The organism is Dyadobacter sp. CY261 (assembly GCF_021440085.1).
Classification (GTDB): domain Bacteria; phylum Bacteroidota; class Bacteroidia; order Cytophagales; family Spirosomataceae; genus Dyadobacter.
Genome location: NZ_JAKCPW010000003.1, coordinates 273,117 through 293,631 on the forward strand (window position 1 = coordinate 273,117; position 20,515 = coordinate 293,631).

Annotated in this window: 16 protein-coding genes and 1 tRNA gene; 8 read left to right on the forward strand and 9 right to left on the reverse strand. The window is 48.7% G+C overall.

The window, feature by feature from the left end:
- Positions 1–42: 42 nt before the first annotated feature.
- The 5 genes from LZD49_RS11080 to LZD49_RS11100 are packed head-to-tail and all read left to right on the forward strand — an operon-like array spanning position 43 to position 5,353.
- Entirely contained in the window at positions 43–1,461 is a 1,419-nt protein-coding gene (locus LZD49_RS11080; RefSeq protein ID WP_234667415.1) for an MBL fold metallo-hydrolase RNA specificity domain-containing protein, read from the forward strand.
- A gap of 40 nt (positions 1,462–1,501) precedes the next feature.
- Positions 1,502–2,458 carry an acetyl-CoA carboxylase carboxyltransferase subunit alpha gene (locus LZD49_RS11085; RefSeq protein WP_234667416.1) on the forward strand — a complete coding sequence of 319 codons (957 nt, stop codon included), beginning with the start codon at positions 1,502–1,504 and terminating at the stop codon, positions 2,456–2,458.
- 8 nt (positions 2,459–2,466) lie between these two features.
- A complete protein-coding gene (locus LZD49_RS11090; RefSeq protein WP_234667417.1) occupies positions 2,467–3,102 on the forward strand; it encodes an HAD family phosphatase in 636 nt (211 codons plus the stop codon).
- On the forward strand, positions 3,092–4,291 hold the full coding sequence (locus LZD49_RS11095; RefSeq protein ID WP_234667418.1) for a site-2 protease family protein: 1,200 nt from the start codon (positions 3,092–3,094) through the stop codon (positions 4,289–4,291). Before LZD49_RS11090 ends, LZD49_RS11095 begins: the two co-directional genes overlap by 11 nt.
- Positions 4,292–4,339: 48 nt before the next feature.
- On the forward strand, positions 4,340–5,353 hold the full coding sequence (locus LZD49_RS11100; RefSeq protein WP_234667419.1) for a phosphotriesterase: 1,014 nt from the start codon (positions 4,340–4,342) through the stop codon (positions 5,351–5,353).
- On the opposite strand, the gene LZD49_RS11105 is transcribed toward LZD49_RS11100, so the two are convergent.
- The 8 genes from LZD49_RS11105 to LZD49_RS11140 form a co-directional block, all read right to left on the reverse strand.
- Positions 5,354–6,646 carry a PAS domain-containing sensor histidine kinase gene (locus LZD49_RS11105; protein ID WP_234667420.1) on the reverse strand — a complete coding sequence of 431 codons (1,293 nt, stop codon included), beginning with the start codon at positions 6,644–6,646 and terminating at the stop codon, positions 5,354–5,356. It lies immediately after the preceding gene.
- Positions 6,643–8,016, reverse strand: coding sequence for a sigma-54 dependent transcriptional regulator (locus LZD49_RS11110; protein WP_234667421.1), 1,374 nt, complete (start codon positions 8,014–8,016; stop codon positions 6,643–6,645). The genes LZD49_RS11105 and LZD49_RS11110 overlap by 4 nt, the downstream gene beginning before the upstream one ends.
- A 198-nt stretch (positions 8,017–8,214) precedes the next feature.
- Positions 8,215–9,381 (reverse strand): ABC transporter permease, encoded by a 1,167-nt coding sequence (locus LZD49_RS11115; protein WP_234667422.1) that lies wholly within the window; start codon positions 9,379–9,381, stop codon positions 8,215–8,217.
- A 40-nt stretch (positions 9,382–9,421) separates the two neighbouring features.
- Positions 9,422–10,663, reverse strand: coding sequence for an ABC transporter permease (locus tag LZD49_RS11120; RefSeq protein ID WP_234667423.1), 1,242 nt, complete (start codon positions 10,661–10,663; stop codon positions 9,422–9,424).
- Between the two features lie 118 nt (positions 10,664–10,781).
- Positions 10,782–11,444, reverse strand: coding sequence for an ABC transporter ATP-binding protein (locus tag LZD49_RS11125; protein WP_234667424.1), 663 nt, complete (start codon positions 11,442–11,444; stop codon positions 10,782–10,784).
- A gap of 161 nt (positions 11,445–11,605) precedes the next feature.
- Complete coding sequence (locus LZD49_RS11130; RefSeq protein WP_409021317.1) at positions 11,606–13,051, reverse strand: TolC family protein; 1,446 nt, start codon at positions 13,049–13,051, stop codon at positions 11,606–11,608.
- A 5-nt stretch (positions 13,052–13,056) separates the two neighbouring features.
- Positions 13,057–14,301, reverse strand: a complete 1,245-nt coding sequence (locus LZD49_RS11135; protein ID WP_234667426.1) for an efflux RND transporter periplasmic adaptor subunit — start codon at positions 14,299–14,301, stop codon at positions 13,057–13,059.
- 177 nt (positions 14,302–14,478) lie between these two features.
- Positions 14,479–15,741 (reverse strand): asparagine synthetase B, encoded by a 1,263-nt coding sequence (locus LZD49_RS11140; RefSeq protein ID WP_409021318.1) that lies wholly within the window; start codon positions 15,739–15,741, stop codon positions 14,479–14,481.
- Between the two features lie 170 nt (positions 15,742–15,911).
- Here LZD49_RS11140 and LZD49_RS11145 point away from each other — a divergent pair, with 170 nt between their 5' ends.
- From LZD49_RS11145 to LZD49_RS11155, 3 genes are all read left to right on the forward strand, one after another.
- Positions 15,912–17,156: an ABC transporter permease gene (locus LZD49_RS11145; protein ID WP_234667428.1), complete on the forward strand. Its 1,245-nt coding sequence runs from the start codon at positions 15,912–15,914 to the stop codon at positions 17,154–17,156.
- 114 nt (positions 17,157–17,270) lie between these two features.
- A tRNA-Leu gene (locus LZD49_RS11150) sits at positions 17,271–17,354 on the forward strand.
- 183 nt (positions 17,355–17,537) lie between these two features.
- Entirely contained in the window at positions 17,538–18,581 is a 1,044-nt protein-coding gene (locus LZD49_RS11155) for a hypothetical protein (protein WP_234667429.1), read from the forward strand.
- A 281-nt stretch (positions 18,582–18,862) separates the two neighbouring features.
- On the opposite strand, the gene LZD49_RS11160 is transcribed toward LZD49_RS11155, so the two are convergent.
- Complete coding sequence (locus LZD49_RS11160; RefSeq protein ID WP_234667430.1) at positions 18,863–20,332, reverse strand: outer membrane beta-barrel protein; 1,470 nt, start codon at positions 20,330–20,332, stop codon at positions 18,863–18,865.
- Positions 20,333–20,515 lie beyond the last annotated feature (183 nt).

Consider the following 20,515-nt stretch of genomic DNA (forward strand, 5'->3'; position numbering starts at 1 on the left):
AGACGAAAAATACCAATATAGCTTTCACCCCATACTATTTATATGAAATTGACATTTTGGGGGGCATCGCAGCAGGTCACAGGTAGTATGTTCCTACTAGAAACGGACGACTACCGCATCCTGATCGACTGCGGCTCCGATTTTGACCTGGATGAGATCGGGAAGAAAACACGATACGAACAACAAAAAAGCGTGTTTCCGTTTGAACCGAGCCTGATCAACACCGTACTGCTCACACACGCCCACATCGACCATTCCGGCAATATTCCTAATCTTTATAAGGAAGGTTTTGAGGGACGGGTGGTTTGCACGGAGCCTACGATGGCGTTGACGTCGCTTTTACTGAAAGACGCGGCCAATCTGCACCAGAAACGCCTCAATTCCCGCATTAACTCCAAAAAGAAAGGCAAGAAAAAGCGTGAAGTTCCAATGGATTATTATGTTGAAAAGCATGTGATCGAGGCAATGGACAACTTCGTGCCTGTGGCTTTCGGACAGCGTTACCGGATTGCCGATAACGTAACTGTTATCTACTATGCCGCCGGCCATTTACTGGGCGCAGCGCATATTGTGTTGGAAGTGTATGAAAACGGAGAGAAAAAACGGCTCGGCTTCTCGGGGGATATCGGTCGCAGAAACTATCCCCTGCTCATAGATCCGCAGGAAATCCCGCAGGTGGATTACCTGATCTGCGAATCGACTTACGGAAACCGTCTGCACGAAGATCGGGGTGGAACGGTGGAAACGCTCGCCGATGTGATCAAACGCACTTGCATAGACATTCCCGGTAGGCTCATTATCCCTTCTTTTAGTGTCGGACGGACGCAGGCGTTGCTGTATACCCTCAACAAACTCTACCTCGACCGTTCGTTCCCGTTTATTAAGGTCTTTTCCGACAGCCCATTAGCACACAGCAGCACCAAGGTTTACCAAAAACACGTGCGCATGCTGAATAAAGAGGCGCGGGCCTTTCAGGACGACAACGACATGCTGTTCGACTTCGAAAACCTGATCTACCTCGAAAGCTCCGATGCGAGCCGGGCGGTTTCTAATTATAACGAGCCTTGCATCATCATTTCTTCATCCGGAATGGTGCAGGGAGGGCGCGTTGAGGCACATGTGGAGGCTAATATCGGCAATCCTTATGCGACGATCCTGATGATCGGTTACGCATCGGAAGGGACGCTGGGCTGGCGGCTTTTGAACGGACAGGATACGATCTCGATTCGCGGAAAGCAATACCCGGTCTTGGCTAATGTTGAAAAAATTGACGTATTTAGCGGCCATGGAGACCAAAACGACTTAATTCAATTTGTAAAAATGCAGGACCCGGAAAAACTCAAACGCGTTTTCCTCGTCCACGGAGAGCAGCAAAGCATGGCCGAACTCCAAAGTAAAATTCAAGAAATTGGCTATCATTCGGTGGAAACACCGTTAAGAGGCATGACCTACGAACTCTGACCGCTTCTGATTTCGCCCACTAATCACCAGAACCTGAATTATGAGAACATACCTGGATTTTGAAAAGCCTATGGCCGAGCTCGAACGCAAGCTCGAAGAAATGAAAGCATTGGCGCAAGAAAACAATGTAGATTTTTCTGACGCCATTGCGTTGCTGGAAGGCAACATCACCAACCTTCGAAAAGAAATATTTGAAAACCTCACGCGCTGGCAGCGTGTGCAGCTCTCCCGCCACCCCGACCGTCCCTACACGCTTGACTATATCGAACTGATCTGCGACGAATTCATCGAACTGCACGGCGACCGCCAGGTGCGTGATGATCCGGCTATTATCGGTGGCCTGGCAAACGTCGGCGGACAGTCATTCATGCTTATCGGACAGCAAAAAGGACGTAACACCAAGCAGCGCCAGCACCGCAACTTCGGTATGCCCAATCCAGAAGGTTACCGCAAGGCATTACGGCTGATGAAACTTGCCGAGAAGTTCAACAAGCCGATTGTGACGCTGATCGACACACCGGGCGCATTCCCCGGCATGGAGGCCGAAGAACGTGGGCAAGGCGAGGCTATCGCGCGCAACCTGAAAGAGATGTTTATGCTGAAAGTGCCTGTGATCTGCATCGTGATCGGAGAAGGTGCTTCCGGCGGTGCATTGGGTATCGCCATTGGCGATCGCGTGCTGATGCTTGAAAACACCTGGTACTCTGTAATTTCCCCTGAAAACTGCTCGGCGATCCTTTGGCGAAGCTGGGATTTCAAGGAGCAGGCTGCCGAGGCGATGAAAATTACGGCAAAGGATATGACCAACTACAAACTCGTGGACGGCATTATCTCAGAACCGCTTGGTGGCGCCCACCTCGACCATAAGTGGATGGCCGATGAGCTGAAAAGGGTTATCCTTGAAAACATATCCGAGCTGTCTGCTATCGAAAACCAGGACCGGATCGATCAACGTATCGAGAAATTCTGTTCAATGGGCGTGGTTGTCGAAGCATAACAATATCCATGAAAAACGATAAAATCAAGAATATCATTTTCGATCTCGGTGACGTGATCCTCAACATCGACGTTCCCATTGCCTCCAAATCATTTGCCGATCTGAGCGGGCGGGAACAAAGTGAGATCCTCACCATTTTCAAGGAGAACGAACTTTTTCGCCAGTTCGAAACCGGTTTGCTGGATGAGGCTACTTTCCGGAATTACGTGCGCGAAATTCTGAATTTCCCTGATCTGTCGGATGAGGCCATCGATACCGCCTGGAACAGCCTGCTACTCGATCTGCCGCCTGCGCGTGTGGAGTTGCTGAGAAAGCTGGCTACCAAATACCGCATTTTCCTGCTCAGCAATACCAGTTCCATTCACATTACGCAGGTCAACAAAATCCTTGAAGCCTCGACGGGCGTGGAAAAGCTCGAAGATCTGTTCGAAATCGTTTTTCTTTCCTATGAAATGGGCCTGATGAAGCCGGATATCCGCATTTACCAGGATGTACTCGACCGCGCCGGTCTGAAAGCAGAAGAAACGCTTTTTCTCGACGACAATGCGGACAATATCCGCGGCGCGGCGCAGTTAGGCATCGATACCATCCACGTTCAAAAGCCGGTTACCATTCTGGAATACCTTAAAGACTATGCAGTCTAACACAAAAACCCACATCATCCAGGCAGCACTTTTTATCATTACCATCATCACCACGACGATGGCGGGTGCAGAGTGGATGTTTGGAAACATATTTGGCTTTGTTTACGATTTTTTCTTTTTCCTGATCGGCAAACAGGAAGGCCAGCAAATGCCTGCTTCCAACAAGCCAATGGGCTGGGTGGAATTTGTGCAGGGTTTGCAATTTTCTATACCTTTCCTGCTCATTCTCACCATTCATGAGTTTGGGCATTATTTTGTAGCCAAGGCGCATAAAATTAAAGTGACGCTGCCGTACTACATTCCGTTTTGGTTTGGCATTTCACAAAGTATCGGGACGCTCGGTGCATTTATCAGGATTAAAGAGGTGGTCCCCTCGCGCTTAAAGTTCTTTGATATCGGCATTGCGGGACCATTGGCCGGCTTCGTTGCCGCATTGGTTGTTTTGTGGTATGGATTTACTCATTTACCTCCGCCGGAATACATTTTCAATATTCACCCCGAGTACGCGCGTTTCGGGCTCAACTATCCTCAATTTGTTTACGAAAACCCTGCTGGTAACCTTATGCTTGGGGATAATATCCTGTTCTGGTTTTTCAAAAACTATGTAGCAGATCCAGCACGTTTACCACACGCTTACGAGATGTTCCACTATCCTTACCTATTTGCGGGATACCTGGCGTTGTTTTTCACTTCATTGAACCTGATTCCCATCGGTCAACTCGATGGCGGCCACATTCTTTATGGGATGATCGGCAAAAAACGTTTCGATGTAGTGGCTCCCATCCTGTTCGGCATTTTTGCTTTTTACGCGGGTCTGGGTCTTTTCCGCACCGAATCCTTTGCCACCGGCAGCGACGCAATGTTCTACGAGCAGTTGCTTTATCTGGCCATTTACATTTACTTCCTCTACATCTGTTTCAAACGCGCATTCGATAATTCGTCGAATGCCCTAATGATCAGCCTGCTGATCGTCGTGGGGCAATTCGCCGTTTGCTACGTCCGTCCGGATTGGAATGGCTCGGTCAATTTGCTGCCATTTGTACTGATCCTGGGCCGTTTCCTTGGCATTCGTCACCCGGATACGGCGGATAATACTCCACTCGACACCCCACGAATAATATTGGGCGTGGTAGCTTTTCTGATATTCGTGATCTCATTTAGCCCTACGCCGTTTATATTGATTGAGTAAAGGAGATTGCCTTTATTCATGCTTTTTTGTAAAACCAAAGAGGCTCTTATGATAAATGACATCTCCCGCAGACAATTCCTGGCAATCCTGGGCGCAACGCCACTCATCGGTCACGTCAACGCGGCTGAACCACCCTATACCTACTCAGTAAAAGGCAAAATAGCCGTCTCTGAACTTGGTACCGCATTAATTCACGAACACGTCCTGGTTGATTTCATCGGCGCGGATAAAATTTCTTTTGACCGCTGGAAGCACGAAGATGTGATCCGCAAAGTCCTGCCTTACTTGCTGGAAATTAAAACGCGGGGCATTAAAACATTAGTCGAATGCACGCCGGCATTCATCGGGCGGGATGTAGTTTTACTCAAAAAACTATCAGAACAGTCAGGCTTAAATATTCTGACGAACACCGGTTATTACGGCGCTTCCGACAATAAGTATTTACCCAAATGGGCATTTACTGAAACGGCAGAACAGCTTTCGGTGCGCTGGATTAAGGAGTTTGAAAACGGGATTGAGGGCACAAACATTCGTCCTGGTTTTATCAAAACAGGTGTCAATAACGGCAAGCTGTCGGAATTGCATCAAAAACTCATCAAAGCTGCGGCGCTGACGCACTTGAAGACGGGGCTCACTATATGCTCTCACACCGGCCCCGCATTGCCCGCCCGGGAAGAAATTGAGATACTGAAGAAATCGGGCGTGCATCCGTCCGCATTCGTGTGGGTACATGCGAGCGGAAGCGCAGAAGAAATGGAAGATTTGGCCAAAAGCGGTTGCTGGATCAGCCTCGACGGTGTAAATACCGACAATATCGCCAAACACGTAGATCTGATCGCTTCTCTCAAAAATAAAAACCATTTGAAACAAGTCCTCATTTCCCAGGACGCGGGCTGGTACCGGCCCGGCGAACCTGACGGAGGGGAATTTCGTGGCTTTACGGCGATTTCCGACAAGCTGATCCCAGCATTGAAAAACAATGGTTTTACCGATGCGGATATTCATACGTTAATGGTCGATAATCCGGCCAGAGCATTTGCAATAGGCATTCGCAAAGCTTAACTATTGAGATTTCTCTATCCTGAACTCGGTCCAGCCGTCGTGACCGGTTTCCAATGCGAACACAAAGCCGTGGTTGCCGAGTATTTCGCGGGTCAATGTAAGACCGATTCCCTGCCCGTCGCGCTTGGTGCTGAAAAAGGGGTTGAATAACTTCGTACTCACTTCCGAGTCGATAGGTTTTCCATTGTTACGAATCAATATATGGTCCTGCATCGTTACAATTTGCACCTCCTGTCCGCTTTCACACGCCTCGATCGCATTTTTGATGACATTGATCAAAACCTGCTCCATCTGCCCTTTGTCCGCATTCCAGAAAACACCTTCTTCCGCCTTGCTTTGAACACGAATGTTTCGAACTGATGCCGCATTCTGCATAAAAACGGCGACATCCCTTGTCAGCATTCCCATATCCGTCCTTTCAAAAGCGGGTGCAGGTAGCCGCACCACATCCGCAAAATTCCTCATAAAACGGGTGAGTTGCTGATTTCGCTCAGAAGCTACGTGCAATGCATCCTTAATATCACGATAATCGGTGTCGGGCAGCAGGTGGTTCGTTGTCTGCAATATCGAATCGGTGGCGCCCAGCGTATTATTTACTTCGTGCGCCATCATCCTGATCACTTTTCCATAGGCATTCTTTTCCGATTCCAGGATCTCGTTCGTCAATTCTTCAATCATGAGGAAAGACCTTCGGAAACCGCGGTCCATAAAATGCGAGCGCTGCGCTTTGAAGGTGGCAATGCTGTTGGTTTTGATCATCCTTGACTCTCCATCCTGTATGCCAACTAGTTCCGTAAGCAGCGGCAAGCCGGTTTCTTCCAGCTTTTTGCCTGTCAGTTCGGTGCCATTCCGTTCAAACTGACCTTTGGCTTTGCTATTCAACGAGTCTACGCGATCGTCGTAATCCAGGATAATGATAGATATAGGCGAGGCTTCGATGAGTTTTTCCAGAAAAAAATGCTGCTCGTTCAGCTTAATGCGTTCTTCGCGCAACTGGTCGATCATCATGTTGTAGACCTCTATCAGCACGTCGACTTCCCCTTTGCCCGTTGGGACAAATTTGATGGAAAAGTCTTTGTCCTTAATAGCCTCGATTCCGGACTTCACAAATTGGATAGGTTGCATAAAATTGTTGTAGAGAACGATGGACGCACTAGCCGACAACAGCAAAAACACTTCCGAGGCGATGAAAAGCGCCTTGTTTTCAAAAAGCAGCTTGTAAACGAGCAGAATCAGCACCAGGTGCAGAATTGTGATATAGGTAATGTATTTCGTTTTCGTGGATATGCTCATACTTCCTCGGAATCAAACGATATTCCGTATTTTTCCAACCGCCGGTACAATGCAAAACGGGTTATCCCAAGCGAGCGGGCCACCTTGCTGACCTTGTTCTGATGGTGCTGCATGGCCCGCACGATCATCTGATATTCCATTTCATCCAGCGTGATACTGCCCACCTCGGGTACGTTTTTCTGCGTCGGCGCTGCATTGCCCGCATGCAGGTTCCGTTGAAAATCCTCAATATCCAATACATTGTTCGGTGCCAGCAAAACCGTGCGTTCGACAAGGTTTTTCAGCTGACGGATATTGCCTTGCAACGGCAGCATTTTCAACCATTTCAAAGCCGCATTGCTAATTTTCAGCTCAGGCCTGTTGTAAATGACTTTGAGATTATCTGCGAAAAAAGAAGACAGCAGCGGAATATCATCCGGCCGCTCGCGCAATCCCGGCAACTTTACTGTGATGAGGTTAATGCGATAATACAAATCTTCGCGGAATGCGCCCTGGGCTACCATTTCTTCCAGATTCCTGTTCGTAGCGCATATGACCCGCACGTCCACCGTCCTGCTTTTGCTGCTACCTAATGGCTCAAATGTTCGTTCCTGCAACACACGCAGGAGCTTCACCTGGCTCGACAAGTCGAGCTCCCCTATTTCGTCCAGAAAGATCGTACCCCGGTGTGCCATTTCAAAACGGCCGATCCGGTCGGTCTTGGCGTCGGTAAAAGCGCCTCTGACGTGACCGAACAGCTCACTCTCAAACAATGTCGAAGATATTCCGCCCAAATTCACCTTTACAAATGGCCGCACTTTCCGGCGACTGTTGGAATGGATGGCTTCGGCGACCAGCTCTTTGCCTGTCCCGCTCTCGCCTGTGATGAGCACAGGAGCATCCGTAGGCGCAACGCGGCCAATTGTTTCAAGAATATCGAGCAATTTCGCATCTTCTCCGACGATGTTCTCAAAATGATATTGCTGATCCAGCTTTCGACGGCTTCCCGCCTGCTGAGCCGGTTTAGCCAGATTCAGGATCGTGCTGATCGACTGGATGAGGTAATCATTCTGCCAGGGCTTTGTCACAAAGTCAGCCGCCCCTTCCTTCATTCCCCGAACCGCCAGATCGATCGTTCCCCAACCCGTAATAAGAATGACCGGAATCGATGCATTGAACTTCTTGATTCGCTGCAACAAATGCATCCCCTCTTTTCCCGATGTTTCAATTGAAAAATTCAGGTCGAGCAGCACCAGTTCCGGCGTTACAGTTTTCAGTATTTCAAATGTTTCCTCCGGCGATCCCACCCCACGCACATCAAAGCCCTCCTTTTTCAAAAGAAGCATGAGGGATGTACGGATGGCAAGGTCGTCGTCTACGATTAGGAGCATTGGAGGCGTTTTCAGGTTTAATGTACGTTTGTGTGTTTTGACCGCCGACCATTGACCGCCGATCGCATGTTGTTATTGTCGTTGTTTGATTGGGTCATTGACGGTCAGAAATTTTCATGGTCTATGGTCCATCGTCCATGGTCGTCACCGCCACAGCACTCGGCGGTCGGCCGTCGGCGGTCAGCAGCCTCCGGCTGCCTACTCCTCATGCAACGCCACCGCCGGATGAATTCTCGCGGCTTGTTTACTGGGAAACCAGGCGCATAGTGTTACAATGATATAAATTACGACGACGGCGGCAAAGATCGCTATCAGGTATATTTCCTTATCCAGGTCAAAAACATGCATAATCGGGAACTGGACGGCAAAAATAAGCCCAATAATAAGGCTGAATGTGGCCAGCACCCATATTTCACCCAGGAATTGACCGGTTACGCCCGATTCGGTGGCACCCATGGCACGACGCAAGCCTATTTCGCCTTTGCGCTTGGCAATATTCAGATTCAATACACCAAACAGGCCAAGCGCAACGTTCGTCAGCAAGAAACCGCTCACAATCAGAAATATCAAGACCGGAACCAGCGTCAAATTCTCTCGGTTCTTACGCGAATCTTTGAGATAACCCACCTCTACACCCCAACCCGGCAACATCAATGCCATGTCCTTGACCAACTGCGCCTCAAAATTTGCATCCGTCCCCGGTTTGGTTTTGATCAGGATGTTCCCATTCCATCGATCCTTCTTTTCCAGCATCTCGAATAATGCGGGGTTATTGGACATAAACTGCCCTTTTGCCTTGAATTTATCAACTATGCCGACCACTTTGTACATCGTCTTGTCGTCCCGCTTGATGACTTTGTTTAATCCGGATTCATTTTGAAAGAGCTTGTCCTCCATGACCTGGTTAATGACGATCGGGATAAACTTACCCACCAGATCAGCGTCAGTATACCATCTGCCTTTTTTGAGCGGTAGTTCCAGCACCTTATGGAGCTCTGTATCAGTATAGTAAAAGTCAGCGCCTACATCGACCTTATTGTAAGTCACCGAATTCCCGATCTGATTAGCCGAGAACGGCGTATTGCTGCTCATCCTGCTGGCTGCTACCACCTCCGGATAGGATTTTACCCGTTGCACTGCCCTTTGCAGTTTTGCCGCGATCTCGGTGGTATCCTGATTGGTCGCCAGTTCCAGGTTCCAGACATTCTCGTATTGGAAACCAATGGGCTGCAGATAATTACGCAGGTTGAAGACAATGAGCGTCAGTACACCGAAAAGTACCATAAAAGCGGCCCACACCTCGATAATTAGGAGAGAATGGGTGCCTTTTTTATTCCATATCAATTTAAAAAGATGTCGTAGCATGGCTAAGCTGGATTTATAATGAGGATTTCAACACGGAGGGTCAGACTTTAAGCGCTTCCGCGATCTTCAACCTGGACATCCTGAATGCGGGCAGCACGCCGGACAACAGTCCGAAAACCAGGCACACCAGTATGCTGGTCAGGAACACAGGCAGGTTGATCGTGAGATCCGCGTAGGCGATCCAGCCACTGGCATTGATGAAATGAATGACGATCAAGGTGAGCAGCAATGCGAAAGAGCCACCGATAAAAGTGATGAAGATGTTTTCAATAATAAACTGCCACAAAAGAGCCTTCGACGGAGCACCAAATGCTTTCCTTACCCCGATCTCCGACGCCCTTTCAAGTATCCGGCTTACGTTCACATTCACCAGGTTCACAGCAGGCAGTCCCATGATCATTAGCAGCACCAGCCCCACGATCGCATAGAACGTTACCCGATCCTTTTCACTCCGTGTGAAGGTGTTCAGGAAATGATCAAAATAGGTATCTGCCTTTACGATCAGGATGTTGTAACGATTGTCTCCGTAATCCGAACGCGGAATACGTGCGACGTGACTATCGAACTCGGCTTGTACGGCAGGAATATCAGCAGGCTTTCTGGCCAGGACAATGGCCACGAAGCGTCCACGCATCCCCTTTTCCTCGTAATTACTTTTTGGAGCTGTATAAGGAAAATACACATCCGAATAAGTGTAAACCCTCGTCGGCGGGCTGCCTTTCACTACGCCGATCACGCGATAGTTGATGTTTTCGATATCGATCGTCTTGCCCACAACGGTTTCCGTATCCTTCCCAAAATACTGGTCGCGCAGCGCGTCGGTGATCACCGCCACGTGGTCGGCATTGCGGAGGTTTGTTTCGTCATAAGGTTTGCCTTCTAGGAAGTCAAAGTCGGTCACCGACCAGAATTCGACATCGGTGTATTTCGTGTTCAGTTTGATCCGCTTCCCGTTCACGTAGGCATTCGAGAAACCGAAATTGTTCATTACCGCCACGCGCTCAGCCGTTTTGAGCGTTTTGGCATACTTCTTCAAAAAATCGAAAGAAGCCGGTCCCGACGACATCGTCGTGTTAGCCGAATCGGTTTGAATAATGGTCGCAATGTACAGCGAACGGTCGCGGTTCGTTTCAGGATAATGCGCCCCGAAAAGGTGATCTAAAAAAGAAGTCACTACCATCAGGACCGTCAGCGTAAGCGTAATCCCGAACAGCGTGATGAAAGTATAGAAAGGATGCCGCAGCAACACTTTCCAGGCGATTTTGATGTAGTTGGTGAGCATGGCGTTGGGGGTAATGTGTTAGCGTTTGGTTGTTAGACCGCCGACCGCCGACGACCGACCGACGATTGCATATTTTTCCCTTTTGTGCCGGCGGTCAGCGGTCGGCCGTCGGCGGTCATTAACTAACCTGCACCCCATCAAACAGCCTTATCAACCGGTCCGTTTTCTTCGCCATGGCTTCGTCGTGGGTGACCATGACGATGGTGGTGCCGTTGGAGTTTAGTTTTTGCAGGATACCCAGGATCTCGTTGCCCATGGCGCTATCCAGGTTACCCGTCGGTTCATCGGCGAGGATAATTTCGGGATTGCCGACGATCGCCCTGGCGATGGCCACGCGTTGCTTTTGGCCGCCGGAAAGTTGTTTCGGAAAATGCTTCATCCGGTTGCTCAATCCCACTTTTTCCAAAGCCTCCTGTGCTGCATCGCGGCGTTGCTTCGCGGACGAATTCCTGTAAAGCAGTGGAATTTCGACGTTATCTATCACCGATAGATCATTGATCAGGTGAAAGCTCTGAAAAATAAAGCCCAGCTTGCGGTTGCGCAGTTCGGCTAAATGCTTGTCGGTATAGCGCTCCACCGGCGAGCCATCGATCTCGATATGTCCTTTGGAAGGCGCATCCAGCAGCCCGATAATGTTGAGCAATGTACTCTTTCCACAACCCGACGGCCCCATAATCGAAACAAACTCCCCTTTTTTCACATCCAAATTGATGTTGTTAAGGGCCAATGTCTCAATCGAGCTGGTACGGTAAACTTTTTCGACGTTTTGTAATTTGATCATGGCATGCTGGTATGTTGTACGTTTTTGTTTTTTGACCATGGACGACAGACCATGGACCATGTTTCTTTTTTATTGTCATTTAGAGACTAGTTGTTTGCCGTTAACGACCGCAGACGGCCGTGGCCAGCCGCAGGCGATGGTCTGTCGTCCATGGTCGCCGGTCAATAGCTAATCTTCCTCCCCTGCTGAAAATCATACAGCGTCAGCAGCCGCAGACTGTAATATGCCTGCCAGTAATCTCTGAGCGCCAGAATGTAATCCCGGCGGGCGATGTCTTTTTCCTGGGTGGCGATGCCGAGGTCGGTTACGCTTAGGTCGCTGAGGATGAACCGCTCTTTGGCGATCTGGTAACGGTCGGCGGCGATTCCGTCTGCTACTTGTGTGAGCTTTACCTGCTTCTGGAGCATTTGTAAAAGGGTTACCTGCGTGAAAATTTCCTGTTCAAAAGTAAGCTTATCCTGCTCCACCGACTGCTGGGCGAACTCCTGGGCGGCGCGGGCTACCTCCGTCCTGGCTTTGTTGCGGCCCCAGGTGAGGATAGGCAACGTCAGTTGCAGCTCCACAAACTCGCGGTCCTGCGGGCTCATGTACACATCGCGTGGGAGGCTGCCCTGATTTGAGAGACCGAATGTCGCGTTTAGCGTGGCATTCAGGCCATTATCCTTCCTCGCCTGTTGCACGTCCCGCTCGGCTTCGAGCAGTCGCCTGCGAAATGCAACCGAGGCCGACCGATTGGCAAAAGCTTCGTCCAGCGCCATTTGCGGATCGATCGCAAATTCCGCCGCTTCGGCGGGAATGCCCAGTTCAAGCCCCCGTTCGTCGCGCATTCCCATATACATTTTCAGTTTCAGTGAAGCCACCGCTGCGCTTTGCTGGGCTGAGGCCAGGTCCTTTTGCGCGGTAAGCAGCCCCATTTGCAGCTGTAAAAGGTCGTTTTGTGAAATTTTACCGAGTTGCAGCTTATGCCCTGCTATTTTAAACAGGGTATCGTTGTTGCTCCGGTTTTTTTCGGCAATCTGCAAATTCACCTGTGCTACCAGCAAATCAAAGTAAAAGCCCGTGGCATTCAATGCGACTTCTTCCAGCGCCTGAATGTACTGCTGGGCTCCTTCCTGGTATTTCAATGGCTGGATCTTCCGGTCCCATTTCAGGGGGTTGAACTGAAACAATGGCTGTTTGATACCTATTTCAAACGGAATACCATTATACCGCGTCACATCGCGTTGGAAATCGTCGAAACGCTGCATTTGCTGTTGCGCATAAATGGTACCACCGGTCATGGCGATGCTCTGGCTCAGCGAAAGGTTCAGCATCGAGTTGTTATTCGAGACTGGCTGAAATGACACCGTACCATCTGGCTGCACGACTTCAATATACGAGCGGGTGAAGCCCGGAACGGTGCCCAGCAGGCTAAGTTGCGGCTTATAATCTGCCAGGAAGGACCGATATTGCCAGTAATTTGTCTTTTTTTGCGTCACAGCTTGTTTGGACGCAATGGATTGCTCTCTGGACTGCTGTACAACTTCTTCGAGCGTCAGCTTGCGGATTTGCGCCGAAACAGGCCGGCTCAGGAGCGATATCAAGATACAGATGAAGAGCTTTCTCATATCGGTCATTGGATCGTAAGCTCTTCAAGATGTTCATAATCATTCATATTGATCAGAATGACCTTTTCGCCAGGTTTCAAGCCACTTTTGATTTCTACAAAATCAAAGTTGGAAAGACCGGTTTCAACTTCCCGCCGGTGCGCCTTCCCGTTTTCCAGCACATATACATATTGCTTACGCTTGCCATTGAACGCAGGACCGTTTGGCACGCGGAGCGTTTTGGCACTTTTGCTTGTTACCACATACACCTCCACCTTCATGTTCGGCCGCAGCGACTCATTCTTCGCATTATCGAGCTGAATGGTGAAACCAATCACACCATCCTTCACCGCTGGCTTTACCTGCGTAATCACACCCCTTAATTGTACTTCATTGATCTTCACAATCGCCGAAAGTCCCGCCTTGACCTGATCGGCATAGACATCCGAACAACTACCCTCGACCCGAAAACTGCCCAGATCGGCCACTTTGGCCAGCATTTCGCCCTCGTTCACTGACGAGCCGATATTCTCGTTTACCCACGTTAGTACACCCGGCCTATCGGCGATGATATCGGCCATTTTGAGCTTATGCTGCAATTCCTGCAAGTTCTTGCCTTCAATCTGCGCCCCCAGTTCGGTTTCGCGCAAACTGGCCCCCATTGATTCCCGGTTGTATTTCAGGTCATTTTCGAGTTGGTTCTTTTCAAGTTGTGAGATCTTTAATGCATTCTCGGCCCGGGTAATATCTTCAACGGTACCACCGCCGACCTTTTGCAAACGTTTGGCATCTTCGAAATCAGCTTTTAGTTTGTTGATATTCAAAGATTTGATCTTGTCATTGATCTCGGCATCGTACAAATCCTTATTCAGCTTCATCCGTAACTGATCGATGCCGTTCTTTTTTAGTTCGAGCTGATCTTCGTAACGTTCAAATTCGATTTCGGTCAAAGACTTATCGAGTTCTACAATGGGCTGACCAGGTTTTACGCGTGTTCCGGGTGTCAGCAGGATACGCTTGATACTCGCACGGATGGGACTGGCGAAGATCTGCTCGTAGGCTGGTATGATCTCCCCAGAGGCCGTAAGGGTATTCTCTACATCGCCGGTTTCGACGACGCCAGTCCTGATACGGGCACTTTCAAGCGTGCTGGAAAGCGATTGTCTGAAAAAATAAAGAAGGACCGCCACGACTACCACGATGATCCCGATAACGAGCCATCGGCGGTTCCTGGTCTGCGTAACGTATTCCGGTGCAATTTCACGATCCATGTGGGTTTAATTGGAGATTTTATGTTGAAAAAATTCATGGCTAATACCACTTCATTTATCCGAAATCTGTGCCAATTATTAACACACTATAAATCAGCAATTTACTGACTTTATAAAAACAAAAAACCGTGCGATAACGCACGGCTGGTGTGATTTCAAACGCTGTTAAGTTTCCGGTCAGGTTTTAAGTTTTTTCTTTTTAGCTGCTGGAAAAAGGATATTGTTCAGGATCAAACGGTAACCTGCGGAGTTCGGATGCAGGTTCAGATCGGTAGGTTCCTCACCTACGCGATGCTGGTAATCCTCGGGATCGTGACCACCGTAGAAAGTAAAGAAGCCTTTACCGTGTGTGCTATGGATGTAGCGCGCCTCCTTTGCATTTTTATTCTCTGCCAGGATGATCACTTCCGGTTTGATCAGACGGTTTTTAAATGCGGTAGTTTGTCCCAGGAAGCCTTTGATAATGGCCTGGTGATTTTGCGTCAGCATGCTGGGTACCGGGTCCCATTTGGCAGAAAACTGGAACAATGAAAAGAAGTCATTCGATTCCACCAGACCACGCTCGTCGGGCTGGTTGTCGATGTCCGAAAATTCTATTTCGTAAGGATATGGTATTGTTTTAAAATCGCGGAATGCGAATGCATTGTCGTAATTCAGCTTGCCATTTGCGGTCGGGTCGGCGGGTGTGCCGTCATACATCGCATCTACAATATCCACACCATCGGCAGCGAGTGCGATATCAAAAGTGTCCGTCGCATTGCACATTGCGAACATATAACCTCCTCCTGTCACGAATTCAGAGATTCTTTTCGCGACGGCCAGCTTCATTTGCGGCACATTGTTGAACTGGAATTTCGTAGCGGTTTCTTCGGCTTCCTTTTTCTGTTCACGGTACCAGGGATAATCTTTGTATTGAAAGAACTTACCGAACTGGCCTGTAAAATCCTCATGGTGCAAATGTAGCCAGTCGTATTCGGGCAGCTTGTTGTTCAGTACTTCGTCGTCGTACACCACATCATAGGGAATTTCGGCGTAGGTAAGCACCAAAGTCACGGCATCGTCCCACGGAAGCTTAGATTTGGGAGAATACACGGCAATTCGCGGCGCTTTTTGCAGTTTCACCGCGTCCATATTTACGTCCGGTGCGGCGATCTGGTTCAGTATCTGCCCGGCAGTGGCGTCGGAAATTACCTCAAAACTCACACCGCGCACGGTCATTTCCGAAGCAAACTGCTGATTATAAGCTACCATAAAACTGCCGCCCCGGTAGTTGAGGAGCCAGTCCATTTCCATTTCATAATTTTTCAGTATCCAGTACGAAATGCCGTATGCCTTCAAGTGGTTTTTTTGTGTCTCGTCCATCGGGATCAGCAGCCGGTTCGCCATTGCGTTGAACGAGCCGATCAAAAAAATGACGAGCGGGATATACAGGCGTATCACTGGTTTGACTCTTTCGACTTTCATGCGCAGTTTTACATTCAGGTAAAGAATAAATATAGAAAGAAACGGTTACGATCTGAAATTTACCACAAAACTGTACCAGCTTCTCAAACTAGAACTTCATTACTAACGACCAAACCCTGTTTCTGGTGCCCCAGTTTTGAACCGCTATGATAATACGCGAAAATATCGAAGAAGGTCTGCGTTCGATCCAGAGCAACCTGCTCCGCACCGTGCTTACAGCCATGATCATCGCCATTGGCATTACCTCGCTCGTGGGCATCCTCACTGCCATTGACGGTATCCAGGGCTCGGTCAACAGCAGTTTCGCCGATCTCGGGGCCAACACTTTTACCGTCCGCAACCGTGATGATGACGATTTTCGTCGGGGCGGACGCCGCAGCAAACAATACCCGGCAGTAACCTACCGCCAGGCAAAGACCTTCGCTGAAAAATTCAAAGCTTCCTACGAGGCGACCGCTTCGCTTTCCGCCGACATTGCGGGTGCCGTACAGGTTAACTACCGTAGCGTAAAGACCAATCCAAACAGTAATGTAGTTGGGTCCGACGACCAGTACCTGGGCATCAACGGCTATAAAATCGACCTCGGTCGTAATCTCGACAAAAATGACCTGGAAAACTCCCTGAATGTTGCAGTGCTCGGACAAGAAATCGCGCGTAAACTCTTCGAGCGGGCTGACCCGATCAACAAAGAGATCACATTTATGGGAAGCCGCTACAAAGTGGTGGGTGTATTACAAAAAAAAGGTTCGCTAGGTGGGAATAACAACTCCGACCGCCTGATTCTGATCCCGCTTGAAAACGGTCGCGGCCTGGCGGCCAACCGCACATTAACCTATAACATTACCGCCTCAGCCCCCAATGTGACCGACGGCGATATGATCGTGGAAGAAGCCCGCGGCATCATGCGCCGCATCCGTAACGACGAACTCGGCAACGAGGACTCTTTTACCATCGACCGCGCCGACGCTATGGCAAAGGATTTTGCCAGCATCACCGGCTACCTTCGTGTTGGTGGCTTCGTTATCGGCACTGTCACGTTACTCGGTGCTGCCATCGCATTGATGAACATCATGCTGGTATCCGTTACCGAGCGCACCCGCGAGATCGGGATCCGCAAGTCGCTCGGTGCTACCCCACGTGTAATACGCATGCAATTCCTGATCGAAGCCATTGTAGTATGCATTCTTGGTGGCATAGGCGGCCTGATTCTCGGAATTATAGTGGGGAATTCCATCACCGGCCTCATCAGCGAAAACAGCTCGTTTGTAGTTCCCTGGCTTTGGATGGGCGTTGGAATCACCATATGTGTCATGGTAGGCGTACTCTCGGGTATATATCCGGCCATCAAAGCCTCACGTCTCGACCCGATCGAGGCATTACGCTATGAATAAGTGGGTTAGTTGGCGGCACAGTCTTTTATCGTGAAAATCTCGCGAAAATTTGCAGCAAGGGCTTGCTTAATCTTTTTTTCTGTCTACTTTTGCACTCCCAACAAGTAAGAGAATGCCCAGATGGCGGAATCGGTAGACGCGTTGGTCTCAAACACCAATGAGGTTACACTCGTGCCGGTTCGACTCCGGCTCTGGGTACAAATGGCTCTAATGACAAATTAGGGCCATTTTTTGTTTTTAGATTGTTGGAAAAGCCCTTTCCGGTGCTTTTCATTATATTTAGACAACTTCTCTCCATCTCTCATCTAAATGCCCGTGCTGAGAAAATCTACGCTTTCAACCTTACTCCTTTTACTCATCTTTGACCTATGCATTGCTCAGTTGGATACCCTAAGGTGGCAGCCGGGATTGAAGTTCCAGTCTAGCGATTTTTCGATCGATACTGCAACGAATAATGTGTTTGCTGATATCGTCATTCATTACGAATATGCATTTCAGCCTTTGAAAGCAGGCAACTATTTGCCAATTGTTCACGCCTATGCAATATTGAATCGGAAAACCGCTACCCTACCAGATTCCAGTGAGCGAACACTTCGCTACGTCCAGCTTCTTTTTGATTTGTCGGGCTATCAGAGCAAGCTGATTGAATGGAAGACATTCGAGCTTGGCGAGCTGAACGAGAAGGTCGCTCCAATAAAACCGACCATGGACCGTATTTTTTTGGAAGCGACCAATGAAGTCTCGCAATTGAAAAAAGACATGATTGAACAGCTTTCCCAGCCTGACAATACACAGGCAATGGCTGAATGGGAAGCCAAACTTGCTGATCTGTTACATAATACGCCCGAAATAATAGAAGAAAAAAACGTCGGCGATTTCCAGATCGGACTTTTCGCAGGGATTACCCGAAGTATATTCACGGGAAAAACCAAAGACCATTTTACCGATGCGACCGGATTTGATTTTGGTTTTAATTTCGATATAAAAAGATCAAGGTTTGAATTGGATATGAATTTGGGCTTTAACAAAACAAAAAAAGAACTTCAAGGTAAAGGTGACTGGCCAGCCACGATGAAAACACACTTTGCCTCCATTGAAGTAACTTATGGTGTAAAGATCCACAAAAACAAATGGCTTGCAGTGCCCTACATCGGCTTGGCGATCAACGAATTCACTCCGGCAAAATCCGATAAGGACGACAAACGGCGAGTTGACGGGTACAGTCCGGTAGTGGGTTTTGAGCTCAATCGACTCTTTAAGGACATGCATGAACCGCAAGAAAAAGCCTCATTTTTTTATCGCATCCGCGCATCTGTCAGCCCTGCCAATTTAATCAAAAATTATAGCGGGACCCAGTTTAATCTTAAAGTAGCGGTCGGCTTTGATGTTGCCAAAGTGAGGAGCAGGATGGTGAAGAGAATGTGATTGGTTAAAAAATGCGTCCGATCCTTTTAATAAATCTTTTCCAAGTTCCATTATTTTCCCATTTCCATTCTAGGAATGCCATCACACAACAATTGAGCTATTTTATTCAAATCATCGTATAACCGGTTCGACATTTGTTCGGCTCTGGGTACAAACCGGAACTTTGACGAATTTTCGTCGTAAGTTCCGGTTTGTTCTTTGTATAAATCAGTGTTAATCTGAAAGAAAAAACGTATTTGTCTAAGACGGACAGAACTACGCTGCCTCCGCCAGGCGCGACGTTAGAGCTTAAAGCCCAGGGTCGCCCTGAGAATGTTGTTTTTCTGGTTGCTTTCTTTAAATAGTCGGCTCATCCCCCATTCATGTGAAAAATCCAAGGTCACAAACCCGAATTCAAGGCCGAATCCCGCATTGAGTCCATAAGAAAAATCTTCAATATTGTCTTTATCAAAACGATCAGAACCATTCTGGTCTACATTAATGACATAGGTTCCTACCACTCCGCCTTTGATATTGAATCTGAAAAAACCTCCTTTCGCTCTTGTGAGATAAACACCGATCATCAGCGGTGCCTTCAAAGAATGGATCCGTGGCCCGGTAAGCAGTGGCGCCGTCGAAATGCTATCCTCGCTGGTAACGTTTAAGGAAGAGCTGAAATAGTGCACTCCCGGCTGGATGAAGAACTTTCGCATCCTGAACCTGAAATCAAGGCCTGCATTCCAACCTGCACGTCCTTCATATTGGTCATCCTGGAAGTCTGCATTAAAATTCGAAGCATGAATCCCCACCATAGGAATCACCCACATTCCTGAATTTCTTTGGGGCTTCTCGCCAAACCGCTGCCTGAAATCAAGTCTGTCACTTTTGTCCGAAGGTTCGCTGCTTTCAGCTTCATTTCTGTTTGGAATGGCGGCGTAAGACGCTGCATCTGATGAGGCAGATTGTCCTTTTTTATGTCTTAGCCAAGCCTTATAGTCTTCGTAATCGGCTTGATCCTGATTTGTTACTTCCTCTTTGACAGGTTGAACTGCTCTGGATTGCTGCCCATTGTAGTCTGCCGGAACAATGATGTTGTTGATGATAATGGTAGGCTGACCCGGCTGCTGCGGATAATTCTTATAGGTAGCCTCTAACGCGCGCTGGGCGACTGCCGTTGCGCTGGCAGCATTTGCATCAGAGGTCACATCACGCTGCACAACATAGGGCGTGTTGGGATTCGGCGCGGTAGCAGAGGAGCCTTGCACAGCACTTCCGGTTTGAGAAGAACCAGCATTCGCAGCGACAGGCGCTTGCGGCGCCGGCGTAGACATTCCCGTATTCGATGCTAACTCCTGCTCCTTTTCCTGTATTTCTTTTTGAAGATTTAACACTTCTTCATTCAGCTTGTCAACGCTATCCGAAACTTTCCGGGCATTTTTTGCATCACGCTGAGCATTCTTTGCAGCACTAGAAGCCTTTCTGCTCAGTTTTTTGTCTTGTGGGTTAGCGGCCAAGTCCCTGGCGGCGCTTGTATTGGCATCTGCCGAAGCCTGCGCTGTTGCCGCATTTTCCTGCATCTGGGCGCGCTGCTTATCCAGCTCCTGCTGCTTTTCAATGAGCTCGATCTTCCTTTCGTTAATATCCTTGCTGATCTCTATCGCCTTCTTCTGACCATTTAAGGCCTGTAAGGAATCATTAGGAGCGACTTGTGAAAATGCCGGCGCCGAAAATAGCATTGCCGCCAACACGTGTGTTGCTAGTATTGTTTTCATTAGGATTTTGGTTAGTGATGAATACAACGAATGCAGCTTGCCCGTCAAAGTGTGGATTTGCCGGCAACGAAGCGCCTGGTTTCAGGAAGTTGCATGATTGTGGCTGGCCAGTGGGATAAATATTATGCCGCCGAAAAATTCATCAGAGCATCGCCAACTTACGACGATGTGTACAGAAGTGAA

Excerpts from the sequence above, each read along its gene's own strand:
- LZD49_RS11080 (WP_234667415.1), top strand. The coding sequence starts at position 43 with ATGAAATTGACATTTTGGGGGGCATCGCAGCAGGTCACAGGTAGTATG.
- LZD49_RS11085 (WP_234667416.1), top strand. The coding sequence starts at position 1,502 with ATGAGAACATACCTGGATTTTGAAAAGCCTATGGCCGAGCTCGAACGC.
- LZD49_RS11090 (WP_234667417.1), top strand. The coding sequence starts at position 2,467 with ATGAAAAACGATAAAATCAAGAATATCATTTTCGATCTCGGTGACGTG.
- LZD49_RS11095 (WP_234667418.1), top strand. The coding sequence starts at position 3,092 with ATGCAGTCTAACACAAAAACCCACATCATCCAGGCAGCACTTTTTATC.
- LZD49_RS11100 (WP_234667419.1), top strand. The coding sequence starts at position 4,340 with ATGATAAATGACATCTCCCGCAGACAATTCCTGGCAATCCTGGGCGCA.
- LZD49_RS11105 (WP_234667420.1), bottom strand. The coding sequence starts at position 6,646 with ATGAGCATATCCACGAAAACGAAATACATTACCTATATCACAATTCTG.
- LZD49_RS11110 (WP_234667421.1), bottom strand. The coding sequence starts at position 8,016 with ATGCTCCTAATCGTAGACGACGACCTTGCCATCCGTACATCCCTCATG.
- LZD49_RS11115 (WP_234667422.1), bottom strand. The coding sequence starts at position 9,381 with ATGCTACGACATCTTTTTAAATTGATATGGAATAAAAAAGGCACCCAT.
- LZD49_RS11120 (WP_234667423.1), bottom strand. The coding sequence starts at position 10,663 with ATGCTCACCAACTACATCAAAATCGCCTGGAAAGTGTTGCTGCGGCAT.
- LZD49_RS11125 (WP_234667424.1), bottom strand. The coding sequence starts at position 11,444 with ATGATCAAATTACAAAACGTCGAAAAAGTTTACCGTACCAGCTCGATT.
- LZD49_RS11130 (WP_409021317.1), bottom strand. The coding sequence starts at position 13,051 with ATGAGAAAGCTCTTCATCTGTATCTTGATATCGCTCCTGAGCCGGCCT.
- LZD49_RS11135 (WP_234667426.1), bottom strand. The coding sequence starts at position 14,301 with ATGGATCGTGAAATTGCACCGGAATACGTTACGCAGACCAGGAACCGC.
- LZD49_RS11145 (WP_234667428.1), top strand. The coding sequence starts at position 15,912 with ATGATAATACGCGAAAATATCGAAGAAGGTCTGCGTTCGATCCAGAGC.
- LZD49_RS11160 (WP_234667430.1), bottom strand. The coding sequence starts at position 20,332 with ATGAAAACAATACTAGCAACACACGTGTTGGCGGCAATGCTATTTTCG.